Below are 12889 nucleotides of genomic sequence, written 5' to 3'. Positions count from 1 at the left end.
TATGACTGTCGTGAACATGCGGGCGAACGAGCAGCACGCACCGATGACCGCCGACGATCTGGAACGGCTACCCGACGACGGGCGCCGCTACGAACTGGTCGACGGGAGGCTTGACGTGTCTCCTGCGCCAGTAAGTGTTCATTCTCTCGTCGAGTCGCGATTGTCCGCGTACCTTGGCTTCGAAGTCGCGCCGGATGACTGCGTCGTGATGCAGGGAGCGGGCATCAACTTGAATGCGGACCGGACGCATCACCGCATTCCGGACGTTGTTGTGATCGAGGCAGCCGACTTCGAGAAGCCGTATCTAACCCGACCACCTCTGCTAGCCATCGAGGTCGTCTCGCCGGAGAGCATCCTTCGCGATCACCACACCAAGCGTCGCGAGTACGCCAAGTTCGGTATCAATGCGTACTGGATCGTCACCCCGGGAGATGAGAAGCCGGCGATCGTTGAGCTTCGGTTGGCGGACGGTGAGTACCGCGAGGTGCAGCAGGTTCTCGGCGAGGACACCTTCGCCACCGAGTTCCCGTTCCCGGTCAAGATCGTGCCGCAGTGGCTGCTCGCCAGCGGGCCCTGGCGCGACCGGATCGGTGGCGAAGGCGACTGACTAGCCGGTCATCTGAGGTCTTTGGGTACCCAGGCGGGCTTTCGTTTTTCGGTGAAGGCCCGCATGCCTTCTTGGCCTTCCTCGCTTGCGAAGTGCTTCGCCGATAGCTCCAGCATTTGGGCGAACGCCTCGCTCATCTTCGACGGGCGGTGGCCGATCAGCATCTCCTTGGTCGCCGCCAGGGCGTTCGGGGCACCGAGGGCGAGCATGTCGGCGTAGCGCTGGACCGCGGCGTCCAGTTCGTCGGCGGCCACTGCGGAGTTGAGCAGGCCGATTTCGGCGGCGCGGCGGGCGTCGAAGGTCTCGCCGGTCAGGAACAGCTCGTGCGCCTGCCGACCGTTGAGGCGCGGCAGTACGGTCACCGAAATCAACGCGGGCACGACGCCGATGCGTACCTCGGAGAACGCGAAGGTCGCTCCTTCGGCCGCGACCGCGATGTCGCAGGCCGCGATCATGCCTACGCCACCGGCTCGCGCCGGTCCGGCGACCTTGGCCACCACCGGCTTCGGGCTGGTCCAGAGCTGTTCCAGGATCGCCGGGAACTCGTTCACACCCTGTTTCTCGGAGCCCGCCGAGCGCGACTCCTTCAGGTCCATCCCGGCGCAGAACACGGTGCCGGTGTGCGCCAGGACGATCACGCGCACCGCGTCGTCGGCGATCGCCGAGTTCAGGTGGTCCCGCAGTTCCCTGCGCAGCTGCGCGGAAAGCGCGTTGCGGTTGTGCGGCGAGTCCAGCGTGATCGTCGCTAGGCCGTCGGCCACGGCGAGGTGCACGAGTTCATCCATGACAGGCACGTTAACCGTCGTTAGCATCCCAGGCCAGTGAGCAAGGTCCCAATCCGTCCTAGGTGCAGAGCCGCTGTCCCAGCCAAGACCGTGAGCACGTTGGGCAGCAGTAGCCGGTCAACGTGCTCACGTGTCCTGAACAACGGCGGGCCGGTCGGTGCGCACCCCTACCCACACGCACCGGCCGGCCACCCCGCTGCTTCGTCAGGTCGGGGGGTAGCGGTCGGACCAGGCGGGCGGGCGGGGACCGAACTCCAGGACCGCGTCGTGCGCGAGTCGTTCGATCACGTCGTAGAGCTCCAGCTCCGACTTCCAGCGCTCCGGGATGCCCTCCGCGCCGGACAACGCACCGATCAGGCTGCCGCAGACCGCACCCGTGGTAGCGCTGTTGCCGGAGTGGTTCACCGCCACCGGCAGCGCCGTGTCGAAGTCCCCATCGCAGGCAAGCGCCGCGTACAACCCGAAGCCCAGGGCTTCGGCCGCCGTCGACCCAGTGCCGATGATGCGTTCCACATCGCCGGGCGGAACGCGGCCGCTGCGGCCTAGCCGGACCGCCGCCGTGATCCGTCGGCTGACCTCTTCATGCCCGTTGTGCGGGGCGAGCTGTTCCAGCGTCGCGTCCACCGCCGTGCTCAGCGCCTCGCCGTTCATCAGCCGCGACACCAGAAACGCCAGCGCGCCCGCGCTCAACCAGGCCGTCGGATGACCGTGGGTCAGCGCGGCGGTGTTCATCCCTACTCGGAAGACCTCCGCCGGATCGTTGCTCCACAGCGCGGCCGGAACGGCGCGCATGATCGCGCTGCTGCCCTGTGAGTCGCTGACCGGGTTCTCCGGGGTGCCCATCGCCTGCTGGCCCTTGGCGAACGCGATGAGCGTGCGCATCATGGTGCGGCCCGGGTTGCGGGTCTGGAACAGCGCCCGCTGGCCGACCAGCCAGCCGTCCGGGGCCGCAGTGCCGCCCAGGAATTCGCCCGCCGCCCGTGGCCAGCTCAGGTGCTGGGTGTGCAGCCAGCGCTGGTAGGCGTGCTGGATGTGCCGGGTCGGGTCGTCGGTGCCGGTGGCGCGTCGGCTGACGTTGGCACGGATCGTGCCTTCCAGCGAGAACAGCAGCAGCTGGGTATCGCTGCCGAGTCGGCCGGAGGGATGACCGGCGGGGATGTAGTCGGTCAGCCCCTCCGCGCCGTGGCGGGACCGGATCTCGTCCCAGCTCTCGGCGGCGATGGGCATGCCGAGCGCCTCGCCGACCGCGCAGCCCAGTACCGCGCCGAGGAACCGGTCTCGGGACGAGGCCAGCCGGGGCACCGCGGTGAGCCCGGTGCGGTAGTCCGTTGTGGACGGTCTTGGGGGATCGGCGGTTTCGGTGGTCGGGTAGCGGCGCTCCCACTCGTCGGATTCGTCCGGATAGGGGCCGAATTCGGTCGCCGCGTCCGCGGCGATTCGCTCGATCAGCGTGGTAATCGGCAGCTTCTCCAGCCATTCCACCGGAATCGCCGTCGGACCGTGCAGCGCGCCGAGCAACTGCCCGCACAGCACGGCCGAGGTCGCCGCGTCTCCGCTGTGCTCGCTCGCGGAAGCGATGGCACCGGCGAAGTCGTCTTCGCACGCTGTCGAGACCCGGACCGCGATCGCGAGCGCGTCCAGGCCGCTGCGGCCGGGACGCATCGCGTCGAGGTGCGCTCGGCGCGGTCGGAACCCGGCGGGGCTCATCCGCCCGAGCCACAAGGCGCGCGTCAACGGGGTGCGTGCTGACTGCCAGCCGGAAAGCCCTTGGCTCAGCGAGGTTTGCAGCGAAATCCCGCGCAGCAGGCACAGTATCGCCACCCCGAGCACGCTGGCCGGGCTGTGGCCGTTCGGGTGGCCGTGGGTGAGCGAGGCGAGGTCGCCACCGAGGGCGAACACCATGCCGGGATCGCCCGACCACAGCGCGGCGAGCGCGCCGAGCGGCACGGCCGAGGCGGTGTCCGAGCTGTTGATCGGCTGCTGCCGCGATCCGGCGGCCCGCCCGGCGGCGACCCGGGCGAGCGCGGTGAGCATCGTCGGGTCGTCGGTGTCGGAGGAGCGAAGCTCGGCTTCCCCGACCAGCCAGCCGTTCGGGCGGGCGGCATCGATTCCGCAGTCGTGCCACGGAACGCCGCGGGTGTACAGCCAGCGCTGGAGCCCGCCGAGGGCGAAGCCGACCGGGTCGCCATCGCCCGACGACCGCGCGTGGGTGTGCGCGCGGATCAGCCCTTCCAGGACGAAGAGCACGGCGGTGGTGCGCTGACCGACCCGGCCGAGCGTGATGAACTCGGCCACCGCACCGCCCAGCAGCATGCCGAGCACCCGGCCCGGTGCCTCGGGCAGCGCGCCGCGGCGATCGGCCAGGCCGGTGGCGGGCGCTGGCGGGGTTTCCGCGCCGAGCCGGTGTTGCAGTGCCGTCGCCCACAGCGGCCTGGTGGCGGGTTGCCGCCGCCACTGTCTCCAGGTGTCCAGCAGCCGTTGCTCCACCGGGTCGCGGTGGCCGGTAGCGCGCGCCTCGCGCCAAGCTGCCAGCAGCGCTCGTTCCGTTTCGTCGAGCCTGAATTCTTCCACTTGCGGATTATCCGGGGTAGCGCCGCGCCCATTCGGGCAGCGGCTCGTCGGTGGAGATCTCCGTCTGGGCGCGATGCTCGTCGGTCGCCAGTTGCGCCAGGACTTCCCGCAGCTCCAGTTCATCGACCCAGGTTTCCGGAATCTGCCCGAAACCACGGGCAGTTCCGAGCAAGCTGCCGCAGATGGCCGCGGTGGCTGCGGTGTTCCCGGCGTGGGTGGCGGCCAGCGCCACCGCGTCGGCGAAGGAGTTCGGGTGCGAAAGCGCCGCTGCGACGGCGATGGCCAGCGCCTCCGGCGCATTCCAGCCCAGGCCCAGCTCGTCGAACAGGGCAGGCGAGGCAGGGCCGTTGCTAGCGATCTCGACCGCCGAGCGCAAGCCCTGCGCGGTGGTATCGGCACCTTCCATCTGGGCCAATTCGGCCAGCACCGATTGCACGGCTTCGGCGAGGGTCTGCCCCTTGCCCAGTGCGCACACCAGCCCGGCCAGCGCGCCGGCGGGCAGGTACCCGTCTGGATGACCGTGGGTGACCACCGCGATCTCCGCACCGAGCGAGATCGCCTCATGCGGCTCAGCGACCGCGAAACCCACCACCGCGCCACGCACCGTGGCAGCCGCGGTCCGCGCGGAGTTGGGCGGGTTGCCCGGCGTCGGGGTCTCGCGACGGTCGGCGAAGCGGGCCAACGCGGTCAGGGTCGCCTCGTCCGGGAACCGCTGCGCACGCAGGACTTCGGTCTCCGCGAGGACTCCGAGCGGCAGGGTCTCGGCGAGCTCGCCGAGTGGCAGGTTGGACACCTGCGCGCCCTGGGTGTGCATCCAGTGCAGCAACGTCGAGCGCACCATTGAGGGCCGGTGCGCGTTGACACCGCGCAGGGTCGGGCGGATCCGCGCGCGGATCAGAGCGTCGAGCACGAACGCTGCCTGCTGCGTGTAGGCGGTGGCCGCGCCGCGACGGCCGAAAGCCTCGGCCAGCTCCCGCACGCCTTCCGGGTTCGCGTCCAGGATCGTGCTCAGGTCGGTGAACATCCACGGCGCGCCGAGCGCATCGCCGACGGCGCTGCCCAGCACACAGCCTTCGAGCCGTTCGCGGCGGCTGAGCCGCACCTGGGTCTCGGCGGCGAGCTCGGCCTCGGCTTCCGGCTCGGCCGCGGCCTCACCGATCAGCTGGGCCGCGCGTTCGGCGCCGAATGCCTCGACGAGCAGCTTGTGCAGGTCCTGCGTGAGGTCGGCGGGGTTACCGTCATTGTCGCGGAACTTGCGCCACGCGGCGAGCAACCGGAGTTCCTCGTCCGACAAGCCGTCGTCGGCATCGTCGACGGCTTCGGCCGCGGCCGACGCGACTGGCGGCGCGACGACGGAGGCCGCTACGGCCGGAGAAACCGGGTCGGCGGTTGCCTCGAATTCGGCCTCCCCGACCGGGCCCTCTGACACTGGACCCTCTGAGATTGGGGTCTCTGAGATTGGGCCCTCCGGGGCGTGGGTTTCCGCGACGGGGGCCGCTGTGACCGGGTCTTCTGCGAGCGAGTCTTCTGGGACTGGGTCTTCTGTGACTGGGTCTTCGACGGCGGCGTTCGCGGCGGGGGACTCGACCGGGCCGTCGGCGGCCGGGGTTTCCAGCACTGGCTCCATGACGACCGATTCGGGCTCCGAAAACCGCGTTGCCGCTGCATACTCGGGTCTTTCGGCCTCGATGCCGTGCCGCGGGGCCGGCGATTCGAAGACGTCCTCCCGCGATTGCTCGGCGGGCTCGGCGTCGCCGACCGGGTAGCGCTGCAGCCACTCCGCGCCCGTCGGCGGGTTGAGGCCGAACTCCCGGATCGCGTCGTCGGCGAGCCCCTCGATGACCTCGCGCAGTTCAAGCTTGTCGAGCCAGATCAGCGGGACCGCGTCCGCGGTGTGCGCCGCGCCCATGATGTTGCCGCAGATCGCCGCGGTCGAGGCGCTGTCTCCGGAATGGTTGGCGGCCATGATCACCGCGCCCGCGAACGACTCGGGGTGGGTCAGCGCCGCGCACACCGCGATCGCCAGGGCCTGCTCTGCGAACCAGCCCTCGCCGAGCAGCCCGTGGATCTGCTCCGGCGTCGGGGTGCCCGCGGTGGCCAGCTCGATCGCCTTGCGCAGCGCGGCGCTGGTCTCCTCATGTCCGTCCCATCTGGACAGTTCGGTGAGGGCGCGGTCCACGGCCTCCGGCAGCGACCGGCCATCCAGCAGTTGCTGGATGATCACCGCGAGCGCTCCGGCGGGCAGGTAGCCGCTGGGGTGGCCGTGGGTCAGCACCGCGGTCATCGCGCCGACCTGGAACGCCTCGGCGGAGTCGGTGGACCACAACCCGGCGGGAGCGGCCCGCACTACCCCGCCGCTGCCCTTCGAGTCGTTGAGCCGGTTGGTGAACGAGCCCTGCTCGTTGCCGTTGGCGTAGCCATGCAGCGCCTGGATGCAGGTGGCGCCGGGCGTACGGCGCGCGAACAGGGCCTTCTGCTTGATCAGCCAGCCGTCCGGCGGATACGCGGCCAGCGGACCACCGGCGTCCTTCCAGTCGAAGCCCTGCGTGTGCAGCCAGCGCTGATAGGCGTGCTGCACCTGGGTGGTCGGCACGTTTTCGCCGAAGAGCCGACGGCGGATGTGGGCCCGGATGAGGCCGTCCAGGGTGAACAGCGTCATCTGGGTCTCGTCGCTGATCGAGCCCCCGGGCCGGTGCGCGTCGACGAAATCGGTCAGGCCGTCCGCGCCGTATTTGCGGCGGATGTCCTCCAGCGAGTCGTCCTCGATCGGGTAGCCGAGCGCGTCACCGGCGGCGCCGCCGAGCAGCAAGCCCAGGACCCGGTTCGCTCGTAGATCGACGGCATCGACTCCCGCGGGTTCGGCTGCGACCGCGAGCGTCGTGTCCGCCTGGACCGCGGTTTCCATTGGAGCTGCGTGGGCCCCGCTCCCGGGCTCGGGGACAGGGGGGTTCTCCTGGGGTCTGCTCGCGGGAACCTCCGCGCCCGCCTGGACCGCGATGTCCAATGGAATCGCGGATGCCTCCGGCGCGATCGGTTCGACCGGTGCGTCGGCGGGCTCGGCGAGCGGAGTCGGCGCCGCGTCCGCCGGCGGCAGGGCGGAGGTGAACACCAGCTCCGACATGTCCTTCGCGGCCGGGTAACGCGCGGCCCACGCGTCGCCGTTCGGCGGTGTCGCGCTGAACTCCAGCAAGGCGTCCTTCGTCAAGGCTTCGACGATCTCTCGCTGCTTGAGATCCCGTAGCCAGACGCCCGGCACCGAGGGGGCGCCGTAGCGGGCGCCGACGATGTTGCCACAGATCGCCGCAGTGGAGTCGCTGTCGCCGGAATGGTTCACGGCCACCATCAGCGCGGCGGCGATGGTGTCGGTGCTCAACGCCGCGCACACCGCGATGGCCAGCGCCTCGTGCCCGGCCCAACCGCCACCCAATGCGTCTGTGATCTGCTCCGGGCTCGGTTTCCCTTGCCGGGCAAGCTCTTCGGCAGCCTGCAACGCGTGCTCGGTGTCTTCATGCCCCCGGTATTGCACGAGCAGTTCGCGAGCCTGTCGCACCGCGTCTGCCAACGTCTCTTCGCGCAGCAATCGGTGCACCACCACCGCCAGCACGCCCGCCGGCAGGTAGCCGTTGGGCTGCGAGTAGGTCAGGGCCGCGGTGGCGGCCGCGAGCTCGAAGACCTGCTTGGGGTCGTCGGACCAGAGCGCGACCGGCGCCGCCCGGACCACGCCGCCGCAGTCCTGCGCGTCGTTGATCGGCCGGTCGAAGGCGCCCGGCGCGCCGACCGAGGCGAACTCGCGCAGCGCGGCGATGCAGCTGCTGTTCGGCGAGCGCACGGCGAACAGGTCGCGCTGCTCGATCAGCCAGCCGTCGGGCTGGGGGTGGCTCATCGTGAACGGCCCGGCGGCCTGCATCCACGCGTAGCCCTGGGTGTGCAGCCAGCGCTGGTAGGCCAGCTGGATCGCGGAAAGCGGGGTGTCGGCCCCGGCGGTGCGGGCGACGATGTGCCCGCGGATGAGGCCTTCCAGGGTGAACAGCGTCATCTGGGTGTCGTCGGTGAACTCGCCCGGTTGCTCGCCGGTGCGGTCGTACTCGGTGACGCCCATCGCGCCGAACCGGCTGCGGATCTGGTCCACCGGGAAGAACTCCACCGGCGCGCCGAGCGCATCGCCGATCGCCCCGGCCAGCATCGAGCCGAGGAACCGGCGGCCGAACTCGGTTTCGGCGGGATCTTCCGGCGGCTTCGGCGCAGGCTGCTCGCTCGGCTCCGCCGGCCTCGGCGCTTGCGTCGCGGGCGGATTCGGGGCGGCGCCGGACGGCGCGATCGCCGGGTTGCCGTTCGCCGGGGAGTGCACCGGCACCTTCGGCGGCACGGCGGCAGCCGCCTTGATCAGGTCCTCGGCGGGGAGCCGGGCCTTGACCGGGCTGGTCGGGTTGACCTGCACATCGACGCCGGTGAGGTTGTGCGCGGCCAGCTGTCGACCGGTCATTCGCTGCCAGGTCGTCCAGTTCGGCGGCAAGAACGCTTCCGAGGTGAACACCTGCAGCTGCCGACGGCCCGATTCGTGCACCACCGTGAACAGCCCGTTGCCCTGCGGCTGCGCGAACAGGATCAGCTCGGCGTCCAGCATCGCGGTCAACAGCGCGTGTCCCTGCGCGTACCCGGTGGTGGTGAGTTGCAGGGCGCGTTCGACGTCGTTGGTCGGCGCGGGTAGCCGCAGCGCGACCGGGGACGGCCGGTAGTTCGGATTCGGGGAGAAGTCGTCGGTGATCTCGCCCTGCTCGTCAACCCGGTAGCCGCCGATGAAACCCCACGGCGGCACCTCGGCGTTCGGGTCGGTGAAGATCGGGTCGACCACGTACAGCCAGGTGTTCGGCTGCTTCATGGCCTGTTCTCGCATGCTCGGTGTGATGACCGGCCGACTCGGCTGCTGCGTGTTCATCTCGCGCTGTTGTCCCCGACTCCTCGTCCAGCCTTGCATTGATCGCCCCCACACACCGGCGGTCACTCGATAGCGCGGCCTGACGGGGACGGACGAGCACAGGGAGCGGCCGCTTCCCCGTCCAGACGCTGACAACAAACTCTCTCATGACCACATTGGGTGAAGCTTAGTGTTCAAAAGAACGACCCAGCGTTAGGTGCAGGTTCTTTGCCCGTTGTTCCTGTTCACTTGTCGCTGTCGGTCAGCGCGGCGACCAGCAAGCAATGCACGCACGGCATGCCGGCCGGGCCATCGAGCGTTTCCGCCTGACCTGGGACGATGGCGAAGCCGCAGTAGGCGCGCAGCCGCGACGGCAGCAGCGAGTTCTCCTCCGGCAGCGGGAAGAAGTGGCAGGACTTCTCCTGCTCGCTGCGCGCGAACTCGGCACGAACCCGCGCGATGAGGTGGGGTCGGTCGGTCATCCGGCCGCCACGGTGCGCCGCCGAGTCGAGGACCGCAGCGCCCCGGCGTGTCGGGGTGTTTCCGGCCGCTGCCGGTCTTCGCGTACCCAGGTGGACGACACGCGCACATCATGCCCGGAAGGTTGTCCATACCAGTGAAGTTGTCGACTTTTGCTCACGTGGGCCCCGGTGCGTGCGTGGATTCAGTCGTGGGAAAGACCTCGTCAAGTCACGGAAGTCACAGCGCAGTGGGCAGTCGCAGCGGGCTGGTCGCCGCCGCAAGCGCGTCGGCATAGCGGCGCAGGACCAGTTCGGCGACTCCCGCATCGTCGGCCATCGGTGTCGCGATCAGCGGGCCACCCGCATGCTGCCGGGCCTGCGCGCTGATCCGGTCCGGCAGCAGGCCCGGTGCCAGGAACCAGGAAGCGACCGCGAAACGCCGGGCACCGCGAGCGCGCAGGGCCTCGATCGCCGCCGGGACGGCAGGTTCGGCGGCCGCCGCGAACGCCGCTACGGCCCCAGTCCAGGATGTTTTCCCTTGCCAGCGCTCGGCAACGGCGGCGACGAGCCGGTTCGCCGGGGCGTGCGACGATCCCGCACCGGCCAGCACGACGCCCAGTCGCCGGTCTTCCGGTGACACCCCGGCTTCGGCCAGCCGCCGCCACGCCGCTTCGTCCAGTCGCGGGTCCGGCCCCAGCACGTCGGCGACGTGCACCCGGAATCGCGGATACCGCCGCTCCGCCTCGGCCACCGCCGCGGGCACGTCGACGCGCGCGTGGAAGGCCCGGCCGAGCAGCAGCGGAACGACCACCGCGGCGGAATGCCCGTCGCCGTGCACCGCGCTGAGCACGTCGCCGACGCGCGGTGCCGACAGGTCCAGGAACGCCACGCGCACGTCGAGATCCGGGCGCATCGACCGGACCACGTCCAGCAGGGCATGGATCGTCGCGGCCGAGCGCGGGTCCCGGCTGCCATGCGCGACAGCCACCAGCGGGGCGGTCATCGTCGGCTCACTCCGACGCGGCGGCCAACGGCGCCAACGGCACCCCGATCAGCCCGGCGGCCAGCGTAGTGCCGTCGGCGGGGTCGATCACCAGGAACGATCCGGTGCGCCGGCTCGCGGCGTATTCGTCGACGGGCAGCGGCTCCGCGGTGCGCAGTTGCACCCGGCCGATTTCGTTGAGCTGTAACGAATCCGGTCTCTCCACACTCGACAGCTGCTGCTCGTCGAAGCGGGCCGACAGGTCCGTTACGATTGCCGGCACGGTGCGGGTGCCGTGCTTGACCAGCACCTTGGCAGCCGGGGTCAGCGGCTTCTCGGCCAGCCAGCAAACCGTGGCGTCGAGCTCGTCGGTCAACTGCGGCGGCGCGTCCGCGGCGGCGATCAGGTCGCCGCGCGAGACGTCCACGTCGTCGGCCAGCAGCAGCGTGACGGAGTGCCCGGCGGCGGCGCGCGGTTTCGAACCGTCCGGAGTGTCCACCTTGGACACCCGGGTGCGCACCCCGGCGGGCAGCACGACGACCTCGTCGCCCTCGGCGACGACCCCGGCGGCGACCTGGCCCGCGTAGCCGCGGTAGTCCGGGTACTCCACGGTGCGCGGCCGGATCACGTACTGCACCGGCATCCGGAACGGCGCATCGTGCGGGTCCGGTGCCACCGGCACGCTTTCCAGGTGCTCCAGCAGCGAAGGCCCGCTGTACCAGGGCGTGTTCGCGGAGCGCTCGACCACGTTGTCGCCGAGCAGCGCGGACACCGGGATGGTCGTCACGGCGTCGTCGCGGTAACCCAGGGCCCGGGCGTGCGCGGTGAATTCGGCGGCGATGCGGGTGAACACCGCCTCGTCGAATCCGACCATGTCGATCTTGTTGATGGCCAGCACCAGCTGGGGCACGCCCAGCAGCGCCAGCACGGCGGCGTGCCGCCGGGTCTGCTCGATGACCCCCTTGCGCGCGTCCACCAGCAGCACCGCCAGCTGGGCGGTCGAGGCGCCGGTGACCGTGTTCCGGGTGTACTGCACGTGACCGGGAGTGTCGGCGAGCACGAAGGTGCGTTTGGGCGTGGCGAAGTACCGGTAGGCCACATCGATGGTGATGCCCTGCTCGCGCTCCGCGCGCAGGCCGTCCACCAGCAGCGACAGGTCCGGGGTCGCCAGACCGCGGTCCGCGCTGGCCCGCCGCACGGCGTCGAGCTGGTCGGCCAGCACCGACTTGGTGTCGTGCAGCAGCCGCCCGACCAAAGTGCTCTTGCCGTCGTCGACGGACCCGGCGGTGGCCAACCGCAACAGGTCGGTGTGCACCGGCAGGGTCACCTCGGTGCCGCTGTCCGGCGCGGTGCGGGTGGTCGTCTCGGTCATTTCGGGAACCCATTCCTGGTGGTTCGGCTTCGGAAGTGTGGGGCGGGAGCGCAGACCCAGGCAGTTGGTGCGCTCACCGGGCGGACTGCCGTTGCCCCCGTTTTGATCTTTTGTTTGTGATGGCATTCATGAGTCGGGCATCCCGCAGTCGAGGCGGCGACGGTAACTCCCGCAGAGAGGCCGCTACCCGCACCGCTACGCAGAAAGAGTCCATGAATCAGTCTTCTCAGAAGTAGCCCTCGCGCTTGCGGTCTTCCATGGCGGCTTCGGAGAGGCGGTCGTCGGCGCGCGTCGCGCCGCGCTCGGTAAGCCGGCTGGCGGCGACCTCGGCGATCACATCGTCCACTGTGTACGCCTCGGATTCCACCGCGCCGGTGCAGGAACCGTCGCCCACGGTGCGGTAGCGCACGGTCTTGGTCGCCGGCACCTCGCCCTCGCGCGGACCGCCCCAGGGCCCAGCGGTCAGCCACATGCCGTCGCGCTGGTACACCTCGCGGCGGTGCGCGTAGTAGAGCTCCGGCAGCTCGATCTTCTCCCGCTGGATGTAGCGCCAGACGTCCAGCTCGGTCCAGTTCGACAGCGGGAACACCCGGACGTGCTCGCCGGGCCGGTGCTTGCCGTTGTACAGGTTCCACAACTCGGGCCGCTGGCGGCGCGGGTCCCACTGCCCGAAGGCGTTGCGCAGGCTGAAGATCCGTTCCTTGGCGCGAGCCCGCTCCTCATCTCGCCGGCCGCCGCCGAAGACCGCGTCGAACCGGTTCTCGCTGATGCCGTCCAGCAGCGGCGTGGTCTGCAGCGGGTTGCGCGTGCCGTCGGGGCGTTCCCGCAGCCGGCCGTCGTCGATGTAGTCCTGCACCGACGCGACCACCAGCCGCAGGTCGTGCCGCTCCACCAGTTCGTCGCGGAAGGCCAGCACCTCCGAAAAGTTGTGCCCGGTGTCGACGTGCAGCAGCGGGAACGGCACCGGCGCCGGCCAGAACGCCTTCAGCGCCAAGTGCACCAGCACCGTGGAGTCCTTGCCGCCGGAGAACAGGATCACCGGCCGGTCGAATTCCCCGGCCACCTCGCGGAAGATGTGGATCGCCTCGGACTCCAGCGCGTCCAGGTTGTCCACCTGCGGCGGCGCGTCGGCCAGATCGTTCGGCAACTCGACTGTGGTCATGTCTCCTCCGTATCTTGCGGGGTAACCGCACCCG

8 protein-coding genes are annotated in these 12889 nt (G+C 70.3%); 1 reads left to right on the top strand and 7 read right to left on the bottom strand.

Going from position 1 to position 12889, the window contains the following annotated elements:
• Position 1 precedes the first annotated feature (1 nt).
• A complete protein-coding gene (locus BJ970_RS02480) occupies positions 2-607 on the top strand; it encodes a Uma2 family endonuclease (RefSeq protein WP_184723135.1) in 606 nt (201 codons plus the stop codon).
• An 8-nt stretch (positions 608-615) separates the two neighbouring features.
• Here BJ970_RS02480 and BJ970_RS02475 read toward each other — a convergent pair whose 3' ends face one another.
• The 7 genes from BJ970_RS02475 to cysD form a co-directional block, all read right to left on the bottom strand.
• A complete protein-coding gene (locus BJ970_RS02475; RefSeq protein ID WP_246470652.1) occupies positions 616-1392 on the bottom strand; it encodes an enoyl-CoA hydratase-related protein in 777 nt (258 codons plus the stop codon).
• Positions 1393-1596: 204 nt separating this feature from the next.
• Positions 1597-3963, bottom strand: a complete 2367-nt coding sequence (locus BJ970_RS02470) for an ADP-ribosylglycohydrolase family protein (protein ID WP_184723129.1) — start codon at positions 3961-3963, stop codon at positions 1597-1599.
• 7 nt (positions 3964-3970) lie between these two features.
• On the bottom strand, positions 3971-8899 hold the full coding sequence (locus BJ970_RS02465) for a type VII secretion system-associated protein (protein WP_184723126.1): 4929 nt from the start codon (positions 8897-8899) through the stop codon (positions 3971-3973).
• A 224-nt stretch (positions 8900-9123) separates the two neighbouring features.
• Positions 9124-9360, bottom strand: coding sequence for a hypothetical protein (locus BJ970_RS02460; RefSeq protein WP_184723123.1), 237 nt, complete (start codon positions 9358-9360; stop codon positions 9124-9126).
• A 217-nt stretch (positions 9361-9577) separates the two neighbouring features.
• Positions 9578-10342 carry a sirohydrochlorin chelatase gene (locus tag BJ970_RS02455; protein ID WP_184723120.1) on the bottom strand — a complete coding sequence of 255 codons (765 nt, stop codon included), beginning with the start codon at positions 10340-10342 and terminating at the stop codon, positions 9578-9580.
• A gap of 7 nt (positions 10343-10349) precedes the next feature.
• Positions 10350-11693, bottom strand: a complete 1344-nt coding sequence (locus tag BJ970_RS02450; protein ID WP_246470651.1) for a sulfate adenylyltransferase subunit 1 — start codon at positions 11691-11693, stop codon at positions 10350-10352.
• A gap of 226 nt (positions 11694-11919) precedes the next feature.
• On the bottom strand, positions 11920-12855 hold the full coding sequence (gene cysD / locus BJ970_RS02445; RefSeq protein WP_184723117.1) for a sulfate adenylyltransferase subunit CysD: 936 nt from the start codon (positions 12853-12855) through the stop codon (positions 11920-11922).
• Positions 12856-12889: the final 34 nt, after the last annotated feature.

It is taken from the genome of Saccharopolyspora phatthalungensis, assembly GCF_014203395.1.
Lineage (GTDB): Bacteria > Actinomycetota > Actinomycetes > Mycobacteriales > Pseudonocardiaceae > Saccharopolyspora > Saccharopolyspora phatthalungensis.
Note: the sequence above shows the minus strand (reverse complement) of the source record. Positions and strands in the feature narration are given on the sequence as shown.

Bases quoted from the DNA above. Each gene is read 5' to 3' on its own strand.
- BJ970_RS02480 (WP_184723135.1), top strand. From the start codon at position 2: ATGACTGTCGTGAACATGCGGGCGAACGAGCAGCACGCACCGATGACC.
- BJ970_RS02475 (WP_246470652.1), bottom strand. From the start codon at position 1,392: ATGGATGAACTCGTGCACCTCGCCGTGGCCGACGGCCTAGCGACGATC.
- BJ970_RS02465 (WP_184723126.1), bottom strand. From the start codon at position 8,899: ATGAACACGCAGCAGCCGAGTCGGCCGGTCATCACACCGAGCATGCGA.
- BJ970_RS02460 (WP_184723123.1), bottom strand. From the start codon at position 9,360: ATGACCGACCGACCCCACCTCATCGCGCGGGTTCGTGCCGAGTTCGCG.
- BJ970_RS02455 (WP_184723120.1), bottom strand. From the start codon at position 10,342: ATGACCGCCCCGCTGGTGGCTGTCGCGCATGGCAGCCGGGACCCGCGC.
- BJ970_RS02450 (WP_246470651.1), bottom strand. From the start codon at position 11,693: ATGACCGAGACGACCACCCGCACCGCGCCGGACAGCGGCACCGAGGTG.
- cysD (WP_184723117.1), bottom strand. From the start codon at position 12,855: ATGACCACAGTCGAGTTGCCGAACGATCTGGCCGACGCGCCGCCGCAG.